This is a genomic window from Aeromonas enterica (genome assembly GCF_054052465.1).
In genome coordinates, this window is sequence record NZ_JBSTYL010000009.1 from 15,352 (window position 1) to 37,834 (window position 22,483).

A 22,483-nucleotide genomic window follows, 5' to 3' on the forward strand; every position below is an offset into this window, starting at 1 on the left:
GAATTTGTTACTCTGCTTGTCAGTAAGAAGATGTTGCCGTATGACTGCGAGCAACACGTGAGGAGCAGGGCATGTTATTGAGTTTCTTGATCATCGCATCGGGCTGGTGGCATATTCGTGCGGCCTACGGCTCAGACTCCCGTCAGTTTTACATCAGCAAGCCGTTGACCATGCTGCTCATCATAGCGCTGGCGTTCGGTTATCAGGGTTATGACCACGACGGCTCCCACGCCTGGATCCTGCTCGGTCTCTGCTTGTCGCTGGCCGGTGACGTGCTGCTGATGCTGCCAAGCGATCGTTTCATTCAGGGGCTGGCGGCATTTTTTGTCGCGCACCTCTGCTACATAGTCGGTTTTGCCCAGGGGCCGCTGGTGTTGAACCTGGTGGATGGCCTGCTGCTGTTGCTGGTGGCGGGCATGGTGTTCGGCCTGCTGTGGGGCAAGCTCGGCGAGATGAAGATCCCCGTGCTCTGCTACATGCTGGTGATCATCGGCATGGCCTGGGTGGCCGCTGGTGCTTGGCACGCCTCCTTGACCGCAGGCAGTGCCGCGGCCCTGGTGGGGGCGCTGATGTTCCTTTTCTCCGACAGTATGTTGGCGCTGGACCGCTTCCGCCGTCCCTTTCCCCATGCCACGGCCTGGGTGATGAGCAGCTACTTTGCCGCCCAGTTCCTGATCGCCGCCTCGCTGGCGGGGTGAAGAAAAGCCGGTGTTTTTCATTGCTCTTACCTGAATGTTGATCCTCGCCGGCGAGTGAAGATCGCCGACAAGAAGAATGGGCCAACAGGCCCATTTTTCTTGTCTGTTTTCAGCGCTTTGCTATGCCTCGAGCGGTTCGGCGTCGGCGGCTCTGGGGGCCGGCTGCTTGAGTAGCAGCATCAGGGCGCTGGCGATCAGCAGGAAGATGCCCATCACGTAGAACACCTGGTTGTAGGCCATGATGGCCGCCTCGCGGCTGATTGTGTTCGACAACATGGCCTGGGCCTGCTGCTGGGCCAGTTCGGGACCCGAGCCCTGCGCCATCATGTTCTGGGCCAGCTGCAGCAGGTAGCTCTGCCCCTCTATGCTGCTGGCGGCCAGGGTGCTGCTGATCTGGCTGACATGGACGCGGGTGTCGTTGTCGATCAGGGTCGCTATGATGGCGATGCCGAAGGCCCCCCCCAGGTTGCGCAGCACGTTGAGCAGGGTCGAGGAGGAGGGGATCTCGTCATGGGTCAGGCTGGCGGTCGCCACCAGCGACAGCGGCACCATGATGAAGGGCTGGCCCAGCGCCCGGACTATCAGCGACTGGATCAGCTGGGGGCCGGCGTAGTCGGCGCTCATGTTCATGTTCATGAAGCAGCTGATGGCAAATACCAGGAAGCCGAAACTCACCAGGTAGCGCGGATCTATCTTGTGGGTCAGTTTGGGCACCAGCGGTAACACCAACAGCTGTGGCAGCCCCATCCACATCAGCACTTCACCGATTTCCAGCGCGTTGTAGTTGTGGATCTGCGCCATGTAGAGCGGCAGCACATAGATGGAGCCCATCAGCGCCATGCCGAGCACCAGATAGGCGAAGCAGGCCAGCGCGAAGCGCGGATTGTGCAGCAGCCGCAGGTTGACCAGCGGATGGCGTCTGAGCAACTGGCTGATGACGAAGAACACCAGGGCCACTACCGAGATGACGGTGAGCCGGACTATGAAGCTGGAACCGAACCAGTCCTCCCGATTGCCCTCTTCCAGCACTACCTCCAGCAGGCCCAGCCCCATCGCCATGGTGACTATGCCGATGAGATCCACCCGCTTGATCACCTCCCAGTCCACCGGCTTCCTGTCCAGCCCGTGGGCCAGCATGGCCATCACCAGCAGTCCCGGTGGCACGTTCAGATAGAAGATGTAGTGCCAGGAGAGCTGCTCCGTCAGCCAGCCGCCCAGGGTCGGACCTATGGCGGGGGCGAAGGTGGCACAGAGGCCGAACAGCGCCATGCCGGTGGCCCGCTTGTGCAGCGGCAGCAGGCTGACGATGAGGGAGAAGGCCATCGGGATCAGCGCGCCGCCGGTGAAGCCCTGCAACGCCCGGAAGACGATCATGCTGGTGAGGTTCCAGCTGAACGAGCAGAGCACGGAGGCGATGATGAAGGCCCCCGTAGTCCACAGCAGGTAGCGGCGCACGCTCAGGCCCCGGCTGAGCCAGCCGCTCAGGGGGATGGCGATCATCTCCGCCACCAGATAGGAGGTGGATATCCAGGAGCTCTCGCTCAGGGTGGCCGACAGGGCCCCCTGAATGTCCTTCAGGGAGGCGTTGGTGATCTGGATGTCGAGGATGGCCATGAAGGCGCCGATGAGGCCCCCCATGACCGCAATCCAGTTGCGACGTGGGATGGGTTCCATCAGTGGGCGGCGACCAGGGGTTCAGGATCCCGGGTATCCACTATCACCTCGGTGGAGAGGCCCGGCAGCAGCTTGCCAGCCAGGGTGCCCGGCTCGGGGATGCGGATCTTGACCGGTACCCGCTGCACTATCTTGGTGAAGTTGCCGGTGGCGTTCTCCGGTGGCAGCAGGGCGAATCTGGCGCCGGTGGCGGGGGCCAGGCTGTCGATGATCCCCTCGACCGGCTGATCCGGATAGGCATCCAGGATCACCTTCACCTTCTGGCCCGGCTGCATATGCAGCAGCTGGGTCTCTTTGAAGTTGGCCTCGACCCACACCTGTTGCAGCGGCACCAGGCTGGCGACCTGCATACCGGACTGGACGTAGAGCCCCGCCCGCAGGCTGCGCTTGCCTATGATGCCGTCGGCCGGTGCCCGCAACTCGGTATAGGTCAACTCCAGCTTGGCCTGTTCCAGCTGAGCGGAGCTCAATGCCAGTCTGGCCTTGTTCTGCTTGGCTTCGGCATCCAGCACCAGTAGCCGTTCACGGGCGGCTTGCCGGGCGGCTTTGGCTTCCTGTTCCTGTGCCAGATTGACCTGCAGTCCGGCCCGCACCTCGTCCAGACTGTCTTGCGAGCTGTAGTGGCGCTGGTTGAGCTGGCTGACGCGCTGCACCTGTTGCTGGGCGCGCACCTGCTCGGCATTGGCAGAGCTGACCTTGGCCTCGGCCTGACGGATCAGACTCAGCTGCTGGGTGCGGGTCGCGGCCAGATTCTCCGCCGTCGCCTGGTTGAGGCGCAGGTCGGCTTCGGCCTCGGCTACCTTGGTCCTGTACTCCCGATCGTCCAAGCGGGCGATCAGCTGACCAGCCTTCACCGCCTGGTTGTCGGTGACCAGTACCTCGCTGATGTAGCCTGGCAGCTTGGAGCCGATCCCGGTCACCTCGCTCTGCAGGTAAGCGTTGTCGGTACTCTCGAAATAGCGGCCATGCAGATACCAGTAGGCGGCGAACAGCAGACCGAGCAGGGCCAGCACCATGGCGGCCAGCAGGGGGATCTTCTTGTGTTGACTCATTTTTTGGGGGATTCCTGAACTTAAGAGACGCAGGCTAACACTGGCCAACTGTTTCGATTAGTATCCATTTATGAGATATACAGTTTCACTGGTGCAACAATGGATCTGAACGCTGCATTGATTTTAGTGCGGATCGTCGACAAGGGCTCCTTCACCGCGGCCGCTCAGGAGCTGGGCATGACCAAGGCGACCGTGAGTCGCCGCATCGCCGAGCTGGAGCAGCGCCTCGGCGTGCGGCTGCTCTACCGCTCCACCCGGCAGCTCACCCTGACCGAGGCCGGCGAGCAGTATTACCTGCGCTGCAGCAAGGCGGTGGACGAGCTGGCCCAGGCCGAGCTGATGGTGAGTGCCAGCCAGCAGGAGGTGACAGGCACCCTCAAGCTGGCGGTGCCTATCGAGACGGGGCAACTGGTGGTCGGCCGGCTGGTGGCCAAATTCTTGCAGGTCTATCCGGGCCTGCAGGTGGAGCTGGAGCTGACCAATCGCATCGTGGATCCCATCAACGAGGGACTGGATGCGATCGTGCGCATCGGCGACATGAGCGACTCCAACCTGGCGGCGCGGCGCCTGTGGAGCACGGAGCGGCTGCTGTGTGCCAGCCCGGACTACCTGGCGCGCAGCCCCGCCATCACGCGGCCGGAAGATCTGGTTTTACATGAGCGGGTGGCGGTGAGCAGCGGTTTTTTGGCCTCTCACTGGTGTTTCGAGCGTGAAGGCAGAGAGGTGCTGGTTGACCCTCCCTCCCGCTTTCGGGTTAATAATATAACCTGCGCCAGGGAAGCGGCGAAGGCGGGGCTGGGACTGGCCTCTCTGCCCGCCATGCTCTGCCATGAGGAGCTGGCCAGTGGGGCGCTGGTGGCCTTGCTGCCGGAGTGGCAGCAGCCCAAGGTCCCGATTTATCTGCTGTTTCCGGAGCGGCGACTGATGCCGCGCAAGTTGCGGACCTTTATTGATTTCATGGTGGCGCAGGGGGCCGATTACGGCATCGACAACCTGTTGTGACAGACGGGTTTGAGGACGAGGGAGGACTGGATCATGGGATCCCGGTTCGATCCTGAGGATGGAAGAGGGGCATGGTGCCGGTTACAGGTGGCATCGACAACCGGTTGCAGGGGGAAGGCATGGATCAATGGATCAATCTTTATCGGGCTTCCCATTCGCTGGAGGCCCATGCCCTGAAGGGGGCGCTGGAAGTGGAAGGGGTACTGGTACGGCTCAACGGGGAGGCGCTGTCCGGCGCCCTGGGTGAGCTGCCGGTGGATCTGTTGCAGGTGACCCTGATGGTGCGCGAGCAGGATCGCAGCAAGGCGGGGCGCGTCATAGAGCGCTATCAGCAGCGCCAGGGCAATGGCTGGCTCTGCGGACAATGCGGGGAGGAGAACGGCGCCAACTTCGAGGTCTGCTGGCGCTGTCATCACGATCCCCACGATAATTAATCGCTCACCCTGCCTCAGCGCAGGGTGAAGTCGATATCCTCTCCCGCGCTGGCGTCGTGATAGGTCGCTAGGTCCAGCTCTTTCTCGCTGCGGGCGATCAGCACGGATACCAGAATATCGCCGGAGACGTTGACAGTGGTGCGCGCCATGTCGAGGATCCGGTCGATCCCGGCGATGAGCGCCACCCCTTCCAGCGGCAATCCCACCGCGGTCAGCGTCAGCGTCAGCAACATCAATCCGGTGCCCGGCGTGCCCGCCGTGCCGATACTGGCCAGGGTGGCGATGCTGATGATGGTCAGGTAATCCACCATGTGCAGATCCACCCCGAAGGCCTGCGCCACGAACAGGGCGGTCACCCCCTGATAGAGGGCCGTGCCATCCATGTTGATGGTGGCGCCTATGGGCAGCACCTTGGCGGTGATGGCGGGGGAGACCCCGAGCCGACGCTCGGCGCAGGCCAGGCTGATGGGCAGTGTGCTGCTGCTGGAGCTGCTAGTGAAGGCCACGGCCTGGGCATCGACGATGCTCTTGAAGTAGTGCAGCGGGTTGAGCCGGGCCAGCAGGATCAGCAGGCTGCTGTAAACGCCGAGCACGTGTAGCAGGCAGCCGAGATAGACGGCGCCGATCACCTTGAGCAGCGGCAGCAGCAGACTCACTCCGTATTTGCCCGTCATCCAGGCCATCAGGGCGCAGACGCCGTAGGGCGCCAGTGCCATCACCATCTGGGTCAGCTTGAACATCCCTTCCGCCAGCGAGGTGAAGAAGAGGATGGCGGGGCGGCCGCGCCGGCCGGTGGCGTTGAGGGCGAGGGCGAGGGCCACCGCGAATACGATCACCTGCAGTATCTTGCCATCCACCATGGCCTGCACCGGGTTGCTCGGTACCAGATGGCTCAGTACGCTGGCCAGGGTCGGCTGCTCCAGCATGCCGACGCGCTCATAGGGCCCCATATTGGCGCCCATGCCGGGTTCCAGCAGCCAGCCCATCATCAGGCCGATGCAGATGGCGATGGCGGTGGAAAAGAGATAGAGACCGATGGCCTTGCTGCCGATCCGATCCAGGCTCTTGCCCTTGAGCAATGAGGTGAGGCCGGCGATGACCGAGCAGAAGATGAGGGGCACCATCAGCATCTGTATGGTGTTGACGAACAGCACGCCAATGGGTTTGAGTTGCAACGCCTGCTCACTGAAACCGAGTCCCAGTCCGATCCCCGTCAGCATGCCGATCAGGGTCTTCAACCAGAGGGGACGGCGGGTCCAGATCCGCCAGGGCTTGAAAGCCAATCCATGGAACAGCATGACGCCAATGTCCTTATAGTCGGTCTGCGATGGCAAAAAGGGGCGTTAGTGTAGCCATCCCCTTGTCAGGTTGCCACATTATCGACAAAGCACTCCTTACAACCAGCTCGGCCTGAGGGAAATCAGCAATTTATTGGCCTATATCAAGGTCGTCAGCGGCGGCGCGGGATTTAATGGACATTAAATATGTTCATTAATGAGGTTTGCAATGACTCAATCGGTACACGGTCACGAGGTGATGGAGATGATGCTGGCGCAGGGTGGCCAATTTACCCGGGCCAGCCTCAAGCAGGCGATCGATGAGCGTTTCGGTGCCGACGCCCGTTTTCATACCTGCAGCGCCAGCGAGATGGATGCTGATGCGTTGATCGCCTTCCTGGCCCAGCGCGGCAAGTTCATCGAATCGGAGCAGGGTTTCCAGACCCACGCCGACAAGATCTGCAATCACGGGTGATCCCCTGCGGCGAGCGGCCTGTGACGCTCGCCGAATCCCGCCGCCTTTGTTATATTTCGCCCTCTTTCCCCTCCTTGTTGAAGGCTTAGCCTGGGCGTTGTATGGACACTTTCTCCGCTGCCGTCATGTTGTTTCTGATCATGGATCCGCTGGGTAACCTGCCGGTCTTCCTGTCGATCCTGCGTCATATCGATCCCAAGCGGCGGCGCAAGGTGATGATGCGGGAGCTGCTGTTCTCCCTGGCCATCATGATGGCCTTCCTGTTCGCCGGTCAGCAGATCCTCAATTTCCTCAATCTGCGCCAGGAAGCGGTCAGCATAGCCGGTGGCATCATCTTGTTCCTCATCGCCATCAAGATGATCTTCCCGAGTGAAGGCGGGGTGACCGGGCTGGCGGCGGGCGAGGAGCCCTTCCTGGTGCCCATGGCCATTCCCATGATCGCCGGCCCCTCCATTCTCGCCTCCCTGTTGTTGCTGGCCAACCAGGAGCCGACCCGGATGGCGGACTGGTCGCTGGCCCTGCTGATGGCTTGGGGCGCCAGTGCGGTGATCCTGATGTTCTACGAGGTCTTCAACAAGTTGCTGGGTGAGCGAGGGCTCACCGCGGTGGAGCGTCTGATGGGTATGCTGCTGGTGATGATCTCGGTGCAGATGCTGCTGGACGGCGTGCACCACTATCTGGCAGTGACCGGCCAGAACTGACCTAGCCTGTTCACCCGAATGCAACGGGGTTCGGTGAGCCCCGTTTTTTTGCCTGTGACGCTATGGTTTCTTGAGTCAAGCGCGCTCGATTGCCGAGGGCTCCAGCTTGCTCATGATGAGGGCGAGCAGGGTTTCCCGCAGCCAGCGGTGGCCAGGATCCTCCTCGTGGCGCTGATGCCAGATCAGCAGGTGGGAGATGCTGTCTAGCGCTATGGGCAGCGGCAGCGGCACCAGCGGATAGACCTGGGTGGCGTGACGGGCATAGAGCCTAGACAGGGTCACTATCATGTCCGAGTGCATGCCCATGCGCAGCGCCGCCTCGAACGAGGGCACGGTCGCCTCGATCCGGCGGTAGAGATCCATCCCCGCCAGCTTGTGATCCAGCATCCAGCGGTCCCGCCCCTCGCAATAGGTCTGCACATGGGGATAGGCTAGGTAGCGGGCGAGATCCCACTCGGGCTCGTGCAGGGCCGGATGATCGTGCTGCACCAGACAGGTGAGGTCATCGATGGCGAGCAAGCGCTGGCAGATGGCGTTGGGCAGGGTGTCGAGCCGAAAATCCGAGCTGATGCAGTTCTCCCGCACCGTGAAGGCGATGTCCACCTGGCCCTGGCTCATCTCGGTCAGGCTGTTCTCGGTCCACTCCTCGTAGCGCAGCCGTATGCCCGGCGCCTGCCGTTTCAGCTCGCTCAGGTAGAGCGGGGCGAACAGGGTGAAGGCGCTGTCCATGCTGGCGATGACGAATTCCCGCTCGGTATTGGCCGGATCGAAATCCGGCGGCTGGATCAGGTTGTCCAGCGACAGCAGTATGGGCTGCAGTTGTTGTTGCAGACTGAGGGCGCGGGCGGTGGGCTCCAGCCCGTAGGCAGAGCGCACGAACAGGGGGTCATCGAAAGTTTCCCGCAGGCGGCCAAGGGCCTTGCTGACGGCAGACTGGCTCAGGTGCAGGCGGCGAGCCGCCCGGCTGCCGTTCCGCTCTTCCAGTAAAACTTGCAGGATTATCAATAGATTGAGGTCGATACGCCCCAGCTGTTCCAGCAACATGATATGAATCCTCTTCAATTCTTAGATGAATTTATACCATTTGTTTTCATATCTAGGCGAACTTATGCTCGAAACGTCTCTCGCCTTCAATGGCGGCTGGTACAGGATGTAGTGGTTGAGGGGACAAGTAGCATCAAGTGATACGGCGACCCTGGGTCGCCGTATTTTTTTGGGTGATTTATTTGCAAACTTGCACCTGTCTTGATTTTGCCCAACAATCTTTGCGCCTTCTTTTGATACAAACAATCGGTATCTATCAGTCAGGAGTATCCCTATGGGACTCGGTGGAATTCATATCTGGCATTTGTTGATCCTGCTCGTGGTCGTGGTCGTGGTGTTTGGCAGCAAACGCCTGGCCGGCGCCGGTGAGGATCTGGGCACCGCCATCAAGGATTTTCGTAAAGCCTTGCGTGACGATGAAGTACAGCCGAAATAAGTGGGAGTTGAGTGATGTCTGTAGACGAGAAAGTCGAATTGAATGAAACCTGTGACAGCTGCGGCTGTTTCGCCGAGATCGGCACCATCATAGGTGAAGGTGACGATGTAATGGATCTGGTGATCGAGGCGGCGGCAGAAGCCGATGCCCGCGCCAAGCTGGCCGCTTATGAGGCACTGGCCAAACAGGTGACTGCCGAAGCCAGCATCAGCAGCGAACTGAGCCAGGGCGCCAACGGCGTGATCCTGAAAGCCCGTCTGCAATTTACCTGCACCGCCGAAAAACTGATTTTCGAGATGCGTGCCCGCTCTATCTGAGCCCAGTGATGACACGGCGGGCTCGCCTGCCGTGTTGACCCTTCTGCTGTGGGTCTGCGTTCTATAGTTAGTTATCCCACAGACGGCTTTGCCCGACGCGAGTCGGCCAACAGAAGGCGACCACATAATGAGGCTGCGATGGATATGGGGCCTGCTGGCCCTCTGGTGTCTTCCTCTGCTGGCGGCTGATCTCAAGCCACAGCGCCTGCCCCAACCCGGGGACCTCGAACATATTCTGCAAAAGAAAGAACTCAGGGCTCTGGTGGTCTATGAGCGGGGCTTCTTTTTCTTCGACAAGGGGACTCAGCATGGCATCCTGGTCAATCAGCTGCAGGGGTTCGAGCGCTGGCTGAACCAGACCTATCTCGCCAAGGAGAAGATCAAGCTCAAGATCATCTACATACCCGTACGCCAGGACAAGCTGCTGGACTACCTCGCAGAGGGGCGTGGCGACCTGGTGGCGGCCAACATGACGGTGACGCCGACCCGGCGTGAGCAGGTGACCTTTTCCGATCCGGTGATCGCCCCCATCGAAGAGTGGGTGGTGAGCCAGCATTCCCTGCCGACCTTCAACCGCATCACCCAGCTCTCCGGCCGACGGATCTGGGTGCGGGCCAGCTCCAGTTATTACGAGAGCCTGCGCCAGCTCAACTGGCTGTTTCGCGAGCTGGGGTTGCCGCCCATCTACATAGAGACGGTGCCCGAATACCTGCAGGACGGGGATCTGCTGGAGATGGTGGCGGCCGGCATCATTCCGCTCACGGTTACCGACAGCTTCAAGGGCCGCATCTGGCTTGGCATGATCAGCGGCCTGAGAGCTCACAAGTTGATCCCGCTGCGGGACAAGGGCCGCAGTGCCTGGGCGCTGCGCAACAACAGCCCCGAGCTGCTCAAGGCGGTCAACGGTTATCTGGCCGATGCGGGCAAGCGCACTCTCTACAGCGACATGACCCTGCGCCGCCTGCTGGCCCGCAGTGATCAGATGAGCAATATTCTGGCGCCGGATCCTCTGGGGCGACTGTCGACCATTCGCAAGGTGCTGGAGCAGCAGGCCGACAAGTACCGGCTGGACTGGCTGATGCTGGCGGCGCTGGCCTACAAGGAGTCGGGCCTCAATGCCAGTGTGCGTTCAGAGCGGGGGGCTGTGGGGATCATGCAGTTGTTGCCGAGTACGGGGGGGGAGGTGGGCATTCGTGGTGCCAGGCTCGCCAGCCTGGAGGGCAATGTGGAGGCGGCCTGCCGCTACATGCGGCTGATCCTGGATACCTACTTCGACGATCCCGGGCTGGATGTGCTCAACCGCCACCTGTTTGCGCTGGCGGCCTACAATGCCGGCCCGAACCGGGTGCAGGCGCTCAGGGCCAAGGCCAAGGCCGCCGGGCTGGATCCGAATGTCTGGTTTGGCAACGTGGAGCAGCTGGTGGCCAACGAGGTTGGCCAGGGGCCCATCAACTACGTCAGCACCATCTACAAGTACTACGTGGCTTATCGTTTCAGCCTGCCGCAGCTGGAGGGCAAGGCAGCCGCCATCGAGGCGGTGGCCCAGCCCTGATGTTTTCTCGCCCGTCTAGACAGGTTGGGCGGGTGGGACAAAGAGTTCCCAACCCTGATCCCTGTGCTGCAGATACCAGGGAGCCAGCTGGCCGGTCGGCGAGGGATCCGGCTGACTGGCTTGCGGTCGATGGCTGATGGCGGGGCGATCCGTGAGTTCCATGGTAAATTCCTTCATCCATATTCCAACGAGGCCTGTAGCCAGCGTTATGCCATTTCCCCATGACAGGCAGATGACGCCATGATCCCCGGCGAATTTGCACTGATTGACCAACCCGAGCTGGCGCTCAAGGTACGCTGCCAGCTGATCCGCAACGCCCGCTGCCGGATCCAGGCCCAATACTACAGCTGGGAGGAGGACAGCAGCGGCAAGCTGCTGTTGTCCGAGTTGCTGCATGCGGCCCGGCGCGGGGTGCGGGTACAGCTGCTCATCGACGACCTCTATGCCGGCGACAACCGTTTCCTGGAGATGGTGGCCCATCAACCCGGCATAGAGGTGCGGCTGTTCAACCCCTTCTGGTTGCGGGGTTGGCGTCCGCTGACCCTGCTGCTGGAGGGGATGTTCAGTTTTCGCCGCATCAATCACCGCATGCACAACAAGCTGTTGCTGGTGGATGGCAGCCAGGCGGTGATCGGTGGCCGCAACATAGGTGACCGCTACTTCGGGCTGGGCGGTCCGCCCCAGTTCGTCGATCTGGATCTCGCCTGCCGTGGCCCGCTCTGCCAGCAGGCAGAACAGGGCTTCGATCAATTTTGGCGCAGCCGCTGGAGCCACCCGATCCGCCGCCTGCTGCGTCGGCCCTTGCTGCGAGCCGAGGTGACGGCGGTGAACGACTTTCTGCTCACCCTGACCGAGCCGCAGGTGGCGGCCGTCTATGACCTGCCCGCCAGCCTGTTTGACGCCGAGCCTGCCTCCCTGAACTGGCATCCGGGACAGGCCGAAGTGTGGTTCGACCGGCCCGGCAAGGGGCTGGTGTCGCGGCCGACCACGGCTCCCCTGCTCTGGCGCAAGCTGGCCGACAATCTGGGGAGTCTGAAGTTGGTGAGTCCTTACCTGATCCTGACCCGGGGGTTGCGCCGCCGGCTCAGGCAGCAGCGTCAGGCGGGGGTGAACATAGAGATTCTTACCAACTCCCTGGCCAGCACGGACGTGCCACTGGTGTATGGCGCCTATCGGCGTCATCGCCCCTGGCTGATACGGCAGGGGATAGCGTTGTCCGAGCTGGAGGGGGAGGCTCTCAGCCTGCACGCCAAGCTGATCCTGATCGGGGAAGGGGAGGCGCTACTCGGCAGCTTCAATCTGGATCCCCGCTCCCTGATGCTCAATACGGAGCTGATGTTGCACCTGGAGTGCCCCGCGCTCTGTGCCGAGTTGCAACTGTGGCTGACGGGGTGGCAGCAGCGGTCGTCCCATTCCGTTGCCGCACCACAATCAACCCTGCGCCGGCTGCTGGCCAAGGTGAGCGACTGGTTGCCGTTGCAGCGCTGGTTGTGAGCGGGTTATTTCTTGTGCGAGATCTCGCAAAGCCTTGTGCGCCTTCGAGGATAACGTTTGCCATCCAAAGGCGATGATTTTTTTTATCGTATTGTTTTTAATCAGTTTGTTTAGATGCAGGAATCCTGAGAGCACCCCATCACTTGCATACGCCAATGAATAAAACGGTTTTTTATTTTATTTAACTGCGTAATATTTCAGTTGCAAGGACAAACACGGTGGCTTGCCTGCCGTGCGGAAGAGGGTCGTGAAGGGTACTGGCCGACTGGATTGCTCCAGCAGGCGCCTGCTTCAGATGGGTAGCGGAAACTCAGGAAACAGGGCAGGCACCCGACAGGGCCGGATTCCAATATGGAACATGCTATTTGCGAGGGGGTGACATGGAAATGTCACCCCATTTTTTTATGGCCCGCTGGCTGAGTGGCACCCAGAAAAAAACCGCCGGTTGGCGGTCTTTTTCTCTGTTCAGCCCGACGGCCTATGGTCAGGCGATGCCAGCCAGCAGCCGGCTCCAGTTGCGCTTGCTGGCAACGAAGCCATCGTGCAGGTTGCGATACTCCAGCTGCAGCTTCAACTTGTCATAGCGGGCCAGTGCCTTGCGCTTGCGTTGTTCCAGCAAGCGCTTGCGGCTGGCGTAGTAGTGTTGCAACTGCTGGCTCAGCTTGTCGTACTCCTCCTGCAACAGCGCCTGCCACAGCTCCCTGTCTTCCTGCTTGCGCAACTTGGCCTGCGCCCGCTTGAGCTGCATCTCCAGCCTGGCCTGTTCGATCCGCTCTTCCGGACAGGATCTCAGGTCCCGGGTCAGCCCGCACCAGGAGGCGCTGCGGATCAGCCACTTGGTGGGATCGAACTGCCACCAGTGGATGCCGTTGCGATAGTCATTCTCGAACAGGTGGTGAAAGTTGTGATAGCCCTCACCGAAGGTGAAGAAGGCCAGGATGCCGTTGTCCCGCGCCGTGTTGCGGTCGGTAAACGGCTGGCTGCCCCAGATGTGAGCCAGGGAGTTGATGAAGAAGGTGGTGTGGTGGGTCATCACCATGCGCAGCACCCCGGCCAGCAGCAGCATGCCGAGCAGATCGCCGTGGACGAGCCCCAGCAGCAGCGGTATCCCTAGGTTGGTGGCCAGGGTCAGCGCCAGATAGTGTTTGTGCTGGAAGACGACGACGGGGTTGTTCTGCAGATCCCGCACGTTGCTGTAATCGTTGTAGATATCGCGCTGGTACTCGCGCAGCATCCAGCCGATGTGGGAGTACCAGAAGCCGCGACCCGCGCTGTAGGGATCCTTCAGGTTGTCATCCACATGGCGATGGTGGCGGCGGTGATCGGAAGACCAGTGCTGGGCCGAGTTTTGCAAGGCGAGGGCACCGCCGATGGCGAAGATCCACTGCAGGATAGGGTGGGCCTTGTATGCCTTGTGCGACCAGAGGCGGTGGTAGCCGGCCGTGATGGAGATGCCGCTGTAACAGAACAGCAGCAGGAAGCAGCTCCACTGCCAGAGGTCATAGCCATGGGTCATGCCGTACCAGGGCACGGCGATCAGTGCGGTCAGCCCGGAGAGGGCAAACAGCAGGGTATTGGTCATGATGATCGGGGGGCGTTCCATCTCACTCGGTTCCTTTCAGCGAACAGCTGTGCGCTATTCTCCACGCAGCCAGAATTCGGGTCAATGGTAAAAAAGTAGGAGACAAACCTGATCCCGGCTCGGCCTTCGGGTTATCATTTGGCCTCGATAACCTGAAGGTGACTGTTTTCGTGGGTATTCGCGCGCAACAAAAAGAAAAAACCCGGCGTACTCTGATCGATGCGGCGTTCAGCCAACTGTGCGCCAATCGCAGCTTTTCCAACCTCAGCCTGCGGGAAGTTGCGCGGGAGGCGGGCATAGCGCCGACCTCTTTCTATCGCCATTTTCGCGACATGGAGGAGCTGGGGCTGACCCTGGTGGATGAAGGTGGCCTGACCCTGCGCCAGCTGATGCGCCAGGCGCGCCAGCGCATCGCTGGCGGTGGCAGCGTCATCAGCACCTCGGTGCAGACCTTCATGGAGTTCGTCGAGAACAATCCGAATATCTTCCGGCTGTTGCTGCGTGAGCGTTCTGGCACCTCGGCGGCATTTCGGCAGGCGGTGGCGCGGGAGATACAGCACTTCATTGCCGAGCTGACCGATTACCTCGAAGCCACCACGGGGGCGCCGAGGGAAGAGGCCTATATCCAGGCCGAAGCCATGGTGACTATCGTCTTCAGCGCCGGCGCCGATGCCCTCGACATGACCAGCGAAGAGTGCCGGGCTCTGTCCGATCGCACCATCAGCCAGCTGCGCATGATCGCCATGGGCGCCGAGGTTCAGAACCAGAAGCGCCGCCAACCTCTTTCTTAAATCAAGGATGGACAGTTCCATGCATGATCAGAATCCGATCCCGAAGAAACCTCTGCTGCTGGCCTTGCTCATCGGCATCTGTGGCGATGCCTCTCTGACGGTATTGTCAGAGTCGGTGGTGCCCTTCTCCTTCTTCCCCATGATCGCCTTCGTGCTGGCCGCTTATCAGCTCTACCAGCACTACCGCCATGTGTCGCTGGAGGGCAACACCCCGCTCTGCATGCTGCTCTGCTTCTTTATCGGTGGCTTCGGTCACTCGGCGCTGGTCAAGGTGCAGTATCCCGAACTTGGCAGCAACTTCTTCTCGCTTATCATGATGCTGCTGCTGCTGGCCGTGCTCTCCATCAAGCTCGGCATCAGCGTGGGGAAAAAAGAGAAGGAGTGACCAGCACTCCTTCTAGGTAAATCATGACAGAGCCGGGATCACCCGGCTTTGTTGTCTGTGCCGCGCTGCTTGGCGCCCACTATGGCCTGCAGTCGGGCCCGGATCTCCACCATGCCAAACACGCCGAACACCAGCACCTGGACGAATTCGAGCCGGCTCACCGCGAAGTAGGGCTTGCAGGCGGCCTTGACCATGCTGGCCTGGACCCAGTGCATCAGGATCACGATCACGCCGCAGACCGGCAGAAAACCGTTCAATTTGCCTGGCAGGGGGGCGAGCAGACTGACCAGCACGCCGAACCAGAAGAACAGGATCAGCCCCATCGCCAACAGATTAAATACCCGCTTCATCGTTTACCTCCCGCAGATAGAGTTGATAGCAGACCTGACCGGCCTGTTTGTCGTTGAGCTGTTGCCCAGATTGACGGGGGGCACAGCACCCATCTCCCCCTCGGCATTTAAACCGCAGCGTCATTCTTGGTGTCCCGCAGATAGAGTTGATAGCAGACCTGGCCTGCCTGCTTGTCCTTGAGCAGTTGCCAGCTGGCAGGGAGTGCCAGATCGGCCATCTCCTTCTCCCGCTCCAGATAGATGAGGGCATCCGGTGCCAGCCAGCCGCGTTGCTCCAGCAGCTCGCATATCTGGGGCAGCAGCTCGCGCCGAAACGGCGGATCGAGGAACACCAGATCGAACGGCGTGGCCGGGCCTTGCAGCCAGCTGACGGCATCGGACTGGATCACCTGGCCCTGATTGCTGCCGAGGGCGGCCAGATTCTTCTTGATCTGGTCGGCGGCGCTCTTGTCCATTTCGATCAGGGTCACCTGCTCGGCATAGCGCGACAGCGCCTCCAGCCCCAGGCCGCCGCTGCCGGCGAACAGATCCAGACAGCGGGTGCCACGGACATGGGGGGCCAGCCAGTTGAAGATGGTCTCCTTGACGCGATCCGTGGTGGGTCTGAGCCCCTCCACATCCTTGACCGGCAATTTGCGGCCCTTCCACTGGCCGCTGATGATTCTGACAAAGCCCGATTTCCCCTGCGGGGCCGGGCTCTTGTTCGGGATGTTACGGCTGGGTTTCACTCTGGGCATCGCGTTTCGTCGTCAGAAAATAAAGTGGTAGTATAAGGCGGTTCATTTTTATGCCGACCCGCCGAGGGACGGCTATCTTAGCAGTCAGCCAACGAAGTGAGTATTTTTTAGATGGCAAAAGGTTTGTTTTCCTGGCTGGGTTTCGGCCGCAAGAAAGAAGAGGCTGAGGCTGTCCAACCACAGACACCCCAAGCCACCCCCATTATCGTTGAGCCTGAGGTCGTAGCTCACTCCGCTCCCGTTTCCGATACTACGCCGGTAGTGCCCACTGAATTGCCCGTCAGCGCACAGAATGATCTCCTGCCCGCTGGCGCTGCGCACGATGACGATTGCTGTGCCCCCACCGATCTGGACGCGGGTCCGCTGGTGGTGGAAGAGTGTGCCTCCGAGCTGGAGCCCGTCATCGTCAATGAACTGCTGATCGAGCAGGAGAGTGCCGAGGCGCAGGCTACCGAAGCCGCCCGTATCGTTGCCGAGGCGCAGGCTACCGAAGCCGCCCGTATCGCCGCCGAGGCGCAGGCTGCCGAAGCTGCTCGTATCGCCGCCGAGGCAGAGGCTACCGAAGCCGCCCGTATCGCCGCCGAGGCGCAGGCTGCCGAAGCCGCTCGTATTGTCGCCGAGGCGCAGGCTGCCGAAGCTGCTCGTATCGCCGCCGAGGCAGAGGCTGCCGAAGCCGCCCGTGTTGCCGCCGAGGCAGAGGTTGCCGAAGCCGCCCGTGTTGCCGCCGAGGCGCAGGCTGTCGAAGCCGCTCGTATCGCTGCCGAGGCACAGGCTGTGGAAGAAGCCCGTATCGCTGCCGAGGCGCAGGCTGCGGAAGACGCCCGCATCGTCGCCGAAGCCCAGGCCGCCGAAGAGGCTCGTATCGCCAAAGAGGCCCAGAGAGCGGAAGATCTTCGCCTGGTCGCCGAGATGGAGGCTGAAGCCGCCGCACTGGCTGCCTTGCCGCTGGCCGCCAAGGTGGATGACGATACCCAGGACAAGCCGCAGCGGGAGGGCTTCTTTGCCCGCCTCAAGCGCAGTCTGGTGCGCACCAAGGAGAATATTGGCTCCGGTTTCTTCGGCCTGTTCAGTGGCAAGAAGATCGACGATGAGTTGTTTGAAGAGCTGGAGACCCAGCTGCTGACCGCCGATCTGGGCGTCGATACCACACGCCGCATCATAGATGGCCTTGTACAGCATGCGGATCGCAAGCAGCTCAAGGATGCCGAGGCGCTCTACGGCCTGCTCAAGCAGGACATGGGCGCCATGCTGGCCCAGGTCGAGCAGCCGCTGGTGATCGACACCAGCAAGAAGCCCTACGTGATCCTGATGGTTGGTGTGAACGGCGTCGGCAAGACCACCACCATCGGCAAGCTGGCCAAGCAGTTCCAGGCCGAAGGCAAGAGCGTCATGCTGGCCGCCGGCGATACCTTCCGCGCCGCTGCGGTCGAGCAGCTGCAGGTATGGGGTCAGCGCAACAACATCCCTGTGATCGCCCAGCATACCGGCGCCGACTCCGCCTCCGTCATCTATGACGCCATCGAGGCTGCCCGTTCGCGCGGGGCCGACGTGCTGATCGCCGACACTGCCGGCCGCCTGCAAAACAAGAGCAACCTGATGGAAGAGCTCAAGAAAGTGGTGCGGGTGATGAAGAAGCTGGATGAAGAGGCGCCCCACGAGGTCATGCTTACCCTGGATGCGGGCACAGGCCAGAACGCCCTTAGCCAGGCCAAGCTGTTCAGCGAGGCGGTGGGGCTGGACGGTATCGTCCTCACCAAGCTGGACGGGACTGCCAAGGGCGGCGTCATCTTCGCGGTGGCGGACAAGTTCCAGATCCCGATCCGCTATATCGGGGTGGGCGAGGGGATCGACGATCTGCGCCCCTTCGTCGCCAACGACTTTATCGAGGCACTGTTCAGTCGCGATGAGTAAGCTCAGGCGTGATGGTAAGCGCCACATGCCCCGACTCAGGTCGGGGTTTGTCAATGTCAGGGATCCGTTATGATTCGTTTCGATAAGGTCAGCAAGGTATACAGCGGCGGCCATCAGGCGTTGCAGAAGGTCAGCTTTCACCTGCGCAAGGGGGAGATGGCCTTCCTGACCGGGCACTCAGGGGCTGGCAAGAGTACCCTCTTGAAGCTTATTAGTGTGATGGAGCGGCCGACCGACGGGCGCGTCTTCTTCCACGGCGATGATGTCAGTCATATCAAGCGGGGCGATATCCCCTATGTGCGGCGCCAGATCGGCATGATCTTTCAGGATCACCGGCTGCTGATGGACAGAACCGTGTTCGACAACGTGGCGCTGCCGCTGGTGATCGACGGCTACAGCCATGCCGACATCAACAAGCGGGTGGCGGCGGCGCTGGACAAGGTGGGACTGCTTGGCAAGGAGCGCTACCAGCCGCGCATGCTCTCCGGTGGTGAACAGCAGCGGGTCGGCATCGCCCGCGCCATCGTCAACAAGCCACCGTTGCTGCTGGCGGATGAACCGACCGGCAACCTGGATCCCCAGCTCTCCATGGACATCATGCGGCTGTTCGAGGAGTTCAACCGCTTCGGCGTTTCCGTGCTGATTGCCACCCACGATCTGGGGCTGATCGCCCGCATGCGCTATCGCACCCTGACCCTCAAGGCGGGGCGCATGTATTCGGCAGGGGAGGAGCTCTGATGGCTATCGTTCGTCATAAACAACCGCCGCTGCGCCGGTTCATGATGTACTGGGTCGACCACGCCCGTCAGGCTTTCTCCAGTCTGGGTGAGCTGTGGCGCAATCCGCTGGCTTCTCTGATGACGTTGGCGGTGCTGGGCGTCAGCCTGGCGCTGCCCTCCTGCTTCCACGTGTTGCTGAAAAACGCCGAGGTGGTGGAAGGGAGCTGGCAGACCAGTTCCCAGATCTCCCTCTATCTGCGCAAGGATCTGCCCGAGCAGAGCATTCTCGACATGAAGCAGCGGATCCTGCTCTATCCCGAGGTGGAATCCGTCACCTACATGAGCCGGGATGAGGCGCTCAAGGAGTTTCGCGAGATCTCCGGTTTCGGCGATGCGCTCGATTACCTCGACAGCAACCCGCTGCCGCCTGTACTGAGCGTTATTCCCGATCCCCGCTGGCAGAATCCGGAAGGGGCCGCCGAGCTGCTCAACAAGCTGAACAACGAGGATGGCGTCGAGCAGGGCAAGCTGGATCTGCAGTGGCTGACCCGGCTGCAGGGGATCATGAACCTGCTGCGCCACACAATTACCGGCATAGCAGTGCTGTTGCTATCCGCCGTGCTGCTGATCGTCGGCAATACGCTCCGGCTGAATATCCTCAATCAGCGATCCGAGATCGAAGTGCTCAAGCTGGTGGGGGCGACCGATGCCTTCATTCACCGTCCCTTCCTTTATACCGGCATCTGGTTTGGGGTCATCGGCGGCATGCTGGCCTGGTGGCTGACCGAGGTGATGGTGATCTGGAGCGAGGGGGTGGTGAAGGAGTTGGCCGGCCTCTACAACAGTAATTTCCGGCTGGTGGGCATGGGGGCGGTGGATGGGATTAATCTGATTCTGCTGGGGGCTCTACTGGGGCTGATCGCCTCCTGGTTCTCGGTCCATCGCCACATTCGCGACATAGAACCATCCTGATTAATTTATCAGCGTTTTAAAGCGCTGGATTTTGAGACACGGATCAAGTAAAAGAGTGGCCGTTTCTGGCACGGCCGCCGTTCTGGGAGTAATCTGATCGATACCGATCTTCAGGATCTTCTCTGGATCCTGTGAACCTTCTGATTTATAAGCAGTCTACAAGTGCTGAAGAACTTATACGGGTGTGGCCCCTCTGCCTTGCTCGTCTGACTTGGCAAGCATGTGAAGGTTGCGAGCTCCGCAACAATGGACTTAGCATGCTACTTTTCGGGGGTCCTTGATTGTGACCCCCTTTTTTTGACTGTTCATTCATGATTCATCCTGCCGGCCTAAGATAACTCCGGTTCAGACATGCTCGCTATGTTTGATACAGGCCGCAGAATGGCGTCCAGTCAGTAGACAGACCCTCTCAGGGTGTTAGACTGATTTGATTGAAAAGAAAGAGGTAGAACATGGGAACTTCATTGCAGCGCACTATGGCTCTGATTCCGCAAGGTAGTCTGGAAGGCTATATCCAGGCAGTTAACTCCATTCCTGTGCTGACCGCAGAGGAAGAGCGTGAGCTGGCTGAGCGTTTGCAGCAGAGCGGCGATCTCGAGGCTGCTCGTCAGCTGGTTATGTCGCACCTGCGTTTTGTCGTTCACGTCGCCAAAAGTTATGCCGGTTACGGGCTGCCCCAGGCTGACCTGGTTCAGGAAGGCAATATCGGCCTGATGAAGGCCGTCAAGCGTTTCGACCCGACCGTCGGGGTGCGACTGGTCTCTTTCGCCGTGCACTGGATCAAGGCCGAGATCCACGAATATGTCCTGCGCAACTGGCGCATGGTCAAGGTGGCGACCACCAAGGCCCAGCGCAAGCTGTTCTTCAACCTGCGTAAATCCAAAAAGCGTCTGGGCTGGTTCAGCCATGATGAAGTGCAGGCCGTCGCCGCCGAGTTGGGGGTCTCCCCGACCGATGTGACCGAGATGGAAGCACGCATGAGCAACTACGATCAGGCATTTGATCTGGTCGGTGATGATGAAGACGAAGGCGGCTTCGCCCCGGTTCATTATCTGGAAGACAAATCATCCGATCTGGCGGCCACCATAGAGAATGACAACTGGGATGACCATGCGACCCGTCGCCTGAGCTCGGCCCTTGCCACTCTGGATGAGCGCAGCCAGCACATCATCCGTGCCCGCTGGCTCGACGATGACAGCAAGACCACCCTGCAGGAGCTGGCCGACACCTATGGTGTCTCTGCCGAGCGGGTGCGTCAGCTTGAGAAAAACGCACTCAAGAAGCTGAAAGACGCCATGGAGGCCTGATGCCTCCCTCACAAAAACAGGGCCTGATGGCCCTGTTTTTGTTTCACGGGCATCTGGTCGGCCTTGCCTTGGTTACCCTTGTCTATGTTATGTTGCCGCCACTGCCACAGTAGGGAGAGCAGATAGTGAAACTGTTGAACGACCTGTTTACCAACAACCGCGAGTGGGCGGAACGGATCAAGGCCGAGGACCCGAATTTCTTCGCTACCCTCTCCGCCCAGCAGGCCCCCGAATACCTCTGGATAGGCTGCTCCGACAGCCGGGTTCCCGCCAACCAGCTGATGGGTTTGCTGCCGGGGGATGTCTTCGTCCACCGCAACGTCGCCAATCTGGTGGTGCATACCGACTTCAACTGCCTCTCCGTGCTGCAATACGCGGTCGAGGTGCTCAAGGTGAAGCACATCATCATCTGCGGTCACTATGGTTGCGGTGGCGTCAAGGCGGCGATGCAGAACCAGGAACTGGGGCTCATCGACAACTGGCTGCGCAACATCAAGGATGTCTACTTCAAGTATCGCGAACAGCTGGATGCCATCGAAGATGAGCATGAGCGTTTCGATTACCTGTGCGAGCTGAACGTGGCCGAGCAGGTGGCCAACGTCTGCCACACCACCATCATCCAGAATGCCTGGCGCAAAGGGCAGGAGCTGGCGGTGCACGGCTGGATCTATGGCATCAAGGATGGCCTGCTGCACGATCTGGATCTCTGCATCAGCGGGCCGGATCAGATCCCCGATGTTTACCGCGCTTGGCCGGACATGCGTCCGCCCCACCGCCGTCGCTGAGGAGCCTGCCGTTGGCGCCAGCCCTCTATCTGCAGATCAAGCAGCACATCCTGGACGGGATCCGTGAACGCCACTATCAGGCGGGGGACAGGATCCCGACCGAGGCCGCCCTGTGCGAGCAGTTCACCGTGAGCCGGATGACGGTCAACAAGGCGCTGCGCGAACTGGTGGCCGAGGGCTGGCTGGTGCGTACCGCCGGTTCCGGCAGCTTCGTGGCGGACAGGCGCACCGAGTCACCGCTGCTGGCCATTCGCAATATCGCCGACGAGATTGCCGAGCGTGGCAGCGAATACAGTGCCCGGGTGATCCGGCTGCAACGCCAGGCCGCCGACGAGAAGGTGGCGGTCCAGCTCGGGCTGCGGGTCGGCGCTCCCATCTTCCACAGCCTCATCGTCCATCAGGCCGATGGGGAGCCGCTGCAACTGGAGGAGCGCTTCATCGATGCCGAGCGCCTGCCGGACTACGGCGAGCAGGACTTCACCCGACAGACGCCAAACCGCTACCTGATGGAGGTCTGCCCCCTCTCCGAGATGGAGCACGTAGTAGAAGCCGTGCTGCCGAGCGCCGGTGAGGCCGGTCTGCTGCAGGTGCGGGTCGATACCCCCTGCCTGCTGCTGCACCGCCGTACCTGGTCGGAAGGTTATCTGGTCTCCTACGCCCGTCTGCTCTCGCCGGGCTCCCGCTACAAGCTGAGTTCCAAGACCAGTTTGAATTAATTGTATATACATATTCTTTTAACAGGGCCCACCTCATGGTGGGCTTTTTTGTGCTTAAACTCTAATCACAGC

The 22,483-nt window shown here is 60.8% G+C and carries 25 protein-coding genes; 17 read left to right on the forward strand and 8 right to left on the reverse strand.

Translation table 11 applies throughout. The features are described from left to right. The first annotated feature begins 71 nt into the window (after positions 1 to 71). Positions 72 to 698, forward strand: a complete 627-nt coding sequence (locus ACW5XD_RS11565; RefSeq protein WP_042868534.1) for a lysoplasmalogenase — start codon at positions 72 to 74, stop codon at positions 696 to 698. Positions 699 to 818: 120 nt separating this feature from the next. Here ACW5XD_RS11565 and ACW5XD_RS11570 read toward each other — a convergent pair whose 3' ends face one another. Together ACW5XD_RS11570 and ACW5XD_RS11575 are read right to left on the reverse strand one after the other, a co-directional pair. Continuing rightward, on the reverse strand, positions 819 to 2,372 hold the full coding sequence (locus tag ACW5XD_RS11570) for a DHA2 family efflux MFS transporter permease subunit (RefSeq protein WP_456495007.1): 1,554 nt from the start codon (positions 2,370 to 2,372) through the stop codon (positions 819 to 821). Continuing rightward, positions 2,372 to 3,424, reverse strand: coding sequence for an HlyD family secretion protein (locus tag ACW5XD_RS11575; protein WP_456495008.1), 1,053 nt, complete (start codon positions 3,422 to 3,424; stop codon positions 2,372 to 2,374). Before ACW5XD_RS11575 ends, ACW5XD_RS11570 begins: the two co-directional genes overlap by 1 nt. Positions 3,425 to 3,523: 99 nt before the next feature. On the opposite strand from ACW5XD_RS11575, the gene ACW5XD_RS11580 reads away from it, so the two are divergent. Both ACW5XD_RS11580 and ACW5XD_RS11585 read left to right on the forward strand, forming a co-directional pair. Then, on the forward strand, positions 3,524 to 4,426 hold the full coding sequence (locus tag ACW5XD_RS11580) for a LysR substrate-binding domain-containing protein (RefSeq protein WP_456495009.1): 903 nt from the start codon (positions 3,524 to 3,526) through the stop codon (positions 4,424 to 4,426). 119 nt (positions 4,427 to 4,545) lie between these two features. Then, positions 4,546 to 4,860: a putative signal transducing protein gene (locus ACW5XD_RS11585; RefSeq protein ID WP_043557072.1), complete on the forward strand. Its 315-nt coding sequence runs from the start codon at positions 4,546 to 4,548 to the stop codon at positions 4,858 to 4,860. A 14-nt stretch (positions 4,861 to 4,874) separates the two neighbouring features. Here the strand turns inward: ACW5XD_RS11585 and ACW5XD_RS11590 are convergent, their stop codons facing one another. After that, positions 4,875 to 6,158: a dicarboxylate/amino acid:cation symporter gene (locus ACW5XD_RS11590; RefSeq protein ID WP_456495010.1), complete on the reverse strand. Its 1,284-nt coding sequence runs from the start codon at positions 6,156 to 6,158 to the stop codon at positions 4,875 to 4,877. A 208-nt stretch (positions 6,159 to 6,366) separates the two neighbouring features. Here ACW5XD_RS11590 and ACW5XD_RS11595 point away from each other — a divergent pair, with 208 nt between their 5' ends. Both ACW5XD_RS11595 and ACW5XD_RS11600 read left to right on the forward strand, forming a co-directional pair. After that, the gene (locus tag ACW5XD_RS11595) at positions 6,367 to 6,612 is read left to right on the forward strand and encodes a YecH family metal-binding protein (RefSeq protein WP_042868543.1); all 246 of its coding nucleotides are present in this window, start codon (positions 6,367 to 6,369) and stop codon (positions 6,610 to 6,612) included. A 101-nt stretch (positions 6,613 to 6,713) separates the two neighbouring features. Next, on the forward strand, positions 6,714 to 7,313 hold the full coding sequence (locus ACW5XD_RS11600) for a YhgN family NAAT transporter (protein ID WP_456495011.1): 600 nt from the start codon (positions 6,714 to 6,716) through the stop codon (positions 7,311 to 7,313). A gap of 75 nt (positions 7,314 to 7,388) precedes the next feature. Here ACW5XD_RS11600 and ACW5XD_RS11605 read toward each other — a convergent pair whose 3' ends face one another. Further along, on the reverse strand, positions 7,389 to 8,357 hold the full coding sequence (locus tag ACW5XD_RS11605; RefSeq protein ID WP_456495012.1) for a LysR substrate-binding domain-containing protein: 969 nt from the start codon (positions 8,355 to 8,357) through the stop codon (positions 7,389 to 7,391). Positions 8,358 to 8,631: 274 nt separating this feature from the next. On the opposite strand from ACW5XD_RS11605, the gene tatA reads away from it, so the two are divergent. From tatA to ACW5XD_RS11620, 3 genes are all read left to right on the forward strand, one after another. Then, positions 8,632 to 8,793 (forward strand): twin-arginine translocase TatA/TatE family subunit, encoded by a 162-nt coding sequence (gene tatA / locus ACW5XD_RS11610; RefSeq protein WP_043141356.1) that lies wholly within the window; start codon positions 8,632 to 8,634, stop codon positions 8,791 to 8,793. 14 nt (positions 8,794 to 8,807) lie between these two features. Then, complete coding sequence (locus tag ACW5XD_RS11615) at positions 8,808 to 9,110, forward strand: YfcZ/YiiS family protein (RefSeq protein WP_042868550.1); 303 nt, start codon at positions 8,808 to 8,810, stop codon at positions 9,108 to 9,110. Between the two features lie 127 nt (positions 9,111 to 9,237). Further along, positions 9,238 to 10,662 carry a transglycosylase SLT domain-containing protein gene (locus ACW5XD_RS11620; RefSeq protein WP_456495013.1) on the forward strand — a complete coding sequence of 475 codons (1,425 nt, stop codon included), beginning with the start codon at positions 9,238 to 9,240 and terminating at the stop codon, positions 10,660 to 10,662. A 15-nt stretch (positions 10,663 to 10,677) separates the two neighbouring features. Here ACW5XD_RS11620 and ACW5XD_RS11625 read toward each other — a convergent pair whose 3' ends face one another. Further along, a complete protein-coding gene (locus tag ACW5XD_RS11625) occupies positions 10,678 to 10,824 on the reverse strand; it encodes a hypothetical protein (RefSeq protein WP_456495014.1) in 147 nt (48 codons plus the stop codon). Positions 10,825 to 10,902: 78 nt separating this feature from the next. Between ACW5XD_RS11625 and ACW5XD_RS11630 the strand changes: the two genes are divergently transcribed. Beyond that, the gene (locus ACW5XD_RS11630) at positions 10,903 to 12,156 is read left to right on the forward strand and encodes a phospholipase D family protein (RefSeq protein WP_456495015.1); all 1,254 of its coding nucleotides are present in this window, start codon (positions 10,903 to 10,905) and stop codon (positions 12,154 to 12,156) included. A gap of 484 nt (positions 12,157 to 12,640) precedes the next feature. Here ACW5XD_RS11630 and ACW5XD_RS11635 read toward each other — a convergent pair whose 3' ends face one another. Beyond that, on the reverse strand, positions 12,641 to 13,759 hold the full coding sequence (locus ACW5XD_RS11635) for a fatty acid desaturase (RefSeq protein WP_456495016.1): 1,119 nt from the start codon (positions 13,757 to 13,759) through the stop codon (positions 12,641 to 12,643). Positions 13,760 to 13,908: 149 nt separating this feature from the next. On the opposite strand from ACW5XD_RS11635, the gene fabR reads away from it, so the two are divergent. Together fabR and ACW5XD_RS11645 are read left to right on the forward strand one after the other, a co-directional pair. Next, positions 13,909 to 14,529: an HTH-type transcriptional repressor FabR gene (fabR, locus tag ACW5XD_RS11640; RefSeq protein ID WP_043139764.1), complete on the forward strand. Its 621-nt coding sequence runs from the start codon at positions 13,909 to 13,911 to the stop codon at positions 14,527 to 14,529. A 19-nt stretch (positions 14,530 to 14,548) separates the two neighbouring features. Beyond that, positions 14,549 to 14,914: a YijD family membrane protein gene (locus ACW5XD_RS11645; protein ID WP_456495017.1), complete on the forward strand. Its 366-nt coding sequence runs from the start codon at positions 14,549 to 14,551 to the stop codon at positions 14,912 to 14,914. A gap of 38 nt (positions 14,915 to 14,952) precedes the next feature. On the opposite strand, the gene ACW5XD_RS11650 is transcribed toward ACW5XD_RS11645, so the two are convergent. Together ACW5XD_RS11650 and rsmD are read right to left on the reverse strand one after the other, a co-directional pair. Beyond that, positions 14,953 to 15,264: a DUF1145 domain-containing protein gene (locus ACW5XD_RS11650; RefSeq protein ID WP_456495018.1), complete on the reverse strand. Its 312-nt coding sequence runs from the start codon at positions 15,262 to 15,264 to the stop codon at positions 14,953 to 14,955. A gap of 107 nt (positions 15,265 to 15,371) precedes the next feature. Next, positions 15,372 to 16,001, reverse strand: coding sequence for a 16S rRNA (guanine(966)-N(2))-methyltransferase RsmD (gene rsmD, locus ACW5XD_RS11655; protein WP_456495019.1), 630 nt, complete (start codon positions 15,999 to 16,001; stop codon positions 15,372 to 15,374). A gap of 111 nt (positions 16,002 to 16,112) precedes the next feature. Here rsmD and ftsY point away from each other — a divergent pair, with 111 nt between their 5' ends. The 6 genes from ftsY to hutC all read left to right on the forward strand — a co-directional run bounded on the left by ftsY (position 16,113) and on the right by hutC (position 22,411). Next, entirely contained in the window at positions 16,113 to 17,912 is a 1,800-nt protein-coding gene (gene ftsY / locus ACW5XD_RS11660; RefSeq protein ID WP_456495020.1) for a signal recognition particle-docking protein FtsY, read from the forward strand. A gap of 69 nt (positions 17,913 to 17,981) precedes the next feature. Continuing rightward, a complete protein-coding gene (ftsE, locus tag ACW5XD_RS11665; protein WP_043139753.1) occupies positions 17,982 to 18,650 on the forward strand; it encodes a cell division ATP-binding protein FtsE in 669 nt (222 codons plus the stop codon). Beyond that, complete coding sequence (ftsX, locus tag ACW5XD_RS11670) at positions 18,650 to 19,603, forward strand: permease-like cell division protein FtsX (protein WP_042868569.1); 954 nt, start codon at positions 18,650 to 18,652, stop codon at positions 19,601 to 19,603. Before ftsE ends, ftsX begins: the two co-directional genes overlap by 1 nt. Positions 19,604 to 20,055: 452 nt before the next feature. Next, the gene (rpoH, locus tag ACW5XD_RS11675) at positions 20,056 to 20,910 is read left to right on the forward strand and encodes an RNA polymerase sigma factor RpoH (RefSeq protein ID WP_456495021.1); all 855 of its coding nucleotides are present in this window, start codon (positions 20,056 to 20,058) and stop codon (positions 20,908 to 20,910) included. 125 nt (positions 20,911 to 21,035) lie between these two features. Beyond that, positions 21,036 to 21,695 (forward strand): carbonate dehydratase, encoded by a 660-nt coding sequence (gene can / locus ACW5XD_RS11680; protein WP_042868573.1) that lies wholly within the window; start codon positions 21,036 to 21,038, stop codon positions 21,693 to 21,695. Between the two features lie 11 nt (positions 21,696 to 21,706). After that, a complete protein-coding gene (hutC, locus tag ACW5XD_RS11685) occupies positions 21,707 to 22,411 on the forward strand; it encodes a histidine utilization repressor (RefSeq protein ID WP_456495022.1) in 705 nt (234 codons plus the stop codon). Positions 22,412 to 22,483 lie beyond the last annotated feature (72 nt).

Bases quoted from the DNA above. Each gene is read 5' to 3' on its own strand.
- ACW5XD_RS11575 (WP_456495008.1), bottom strand. From the start codon at position 3,424: ATGAGTCAACACAAGAAGATCCCCCTGCTGGCCGCCATGGTGCTGGCC.
- ACW5XD_RS11580 (WP_456495009.1), top strand. From the start codon at position 3,524: ATGGATCTGAACGCTGCATTGATTTTAGTGCGGATCGTCGACAAGGGC.
- ACW5XD_RS11625 (WP_456495014.1), bottom strand. From the start codon at position 10,824: ATGGAACTCACGGATCGCCCCGCCATCAGCCATCGACCGCAAGCCAGT.
- ftsY (WP_456495020.1), top strand. From the start codon at position 16,113: ATGGCAAAAGGTTTGTTTTCCTGGCTGGGTTTCGGCCGCAAGAAAGAA.
- ACW5XD_RS11590 (WP_456495010.1), bottom strand. From the start codon at position 6,158: ATGCTGTTCCATGGATTGGCTTTCAAGCCCTGGCGGATCTGGACCCGC.
- ACW5XD_RS11600 (WP_456495011.1), top strand. From the start codon at position 6,714: ATGGACACTTTCTCCGCTGCCGTCATGTTGTTTCTGATCATGGATCCG.
- ftsX (WP_042868569.1), top strand. From the start codon at position 18,650: ATGGCTATCGTTCGTCATAAACAACCGCCGCTGCGCCGGTTCATGATG.
- ACW5XD_RS11620 (WP_456495013.1), top strand. From the start codon at position 9,238: ATGAGGCTGCGATGGATATGGGGCCTGCTGGCCCTCTGGTGTCTTCCT.
- ACW5XD_RS11605 (WP_456495012.1), bottom strand. From the start codon at position 8,357: ATGTTGCTGGAACAGCTGGGGCGTATCGACCTCAATCTATTGATAATC.
- ACW5XD_RS11565 (WP_042868534.1), top strand. From the start codon at position 72: ATGTTATTGAGTTTCTTGATCATCGCATCGGGCTGGTGGCATATTCGT.
- tatA (WP_043141356.1), top strand. From the start codon at position 8,632: ATGGGACTCGGTGGAATTCATATCTGGCATTTGTTGATCCTGCTCGTG.
- ACW5XD_RS11615 (WP_042868550.1), top strand. From the start codon at position 8,808: ATGTCTGTAGACGAGAAAGTCGAATTGAATGAAACCTGTGACAGCTGC.
- ACW5XD_RS11585 (WP_043557072.1), top strand. From the start codon at position 4,546: ATGGATCAATGGATCAATCTTTATCGGGCTTCCCATTCGCTGGAGGCC.
- ACW5XD_RS11595 (WP_042868543.1), top strand. From the start codon at position 6,367: ATGACTCAATCGGTACACGGTCACGAGGTGATGGAGATGATGCTGGCG.
- rsmD (WP_456495019.1), bottom strand. From the start codon at position 16,001: ATGCCCAGAGTGAAACCCAGCCGTAACATCCCGAACAAGAGCCCGGCC.
- rpoH (WP_456495021.1), top strand. From the start codon at position 20,056: ATGGGAACTTCATTGCAGCGCACTATGGCTCTGATTCCGCAAGGTAGT.
- ACW5XD_RS11645 (WP_456495017.1), top strand. From the start codon at position 14,549: ATGCATGATCAGAATCCGATCCCGAAGAAACCTCTGCTGCTGGCCTTG.
- ACW5XD_RS11630 (WP_456495015.1), top strand. From the start codon at position 10,903: ATGATCCCCGGCGAATTTGCACTGATTGACCAACCCGAGCTGGCGCTC.
- ACW5XD_RS11650 (WP_456495018.1), bottom strand. From the start codon at position 15,264: ATGAAGCGGGTATTTAATCTGTTGGCGATGGGGCTGATCCTGTTCTTC.
- ftsE (WP_043139753.1), top strand. From the start codon at position 17,982: ATGATTCGTTTCGATAAGGTCAGCAAGGTATACAGCGGCGGCCATCAG.
- ACW5XD_RS11635 (WP_456495016.1), bottom strand. From the start codon at position 13,759: ATGGAACGCCCCCCGATCATCATGACCAATACCCTGCTGTTTGCCCTC.
- ACW5XD_RS11570 (WP_456495007.1), bottom strand. From the start codon at position 2,372: ATGGAACCCATCCCACGTCGCAACTGGATTGCGGTCATGGGGGGCCTC.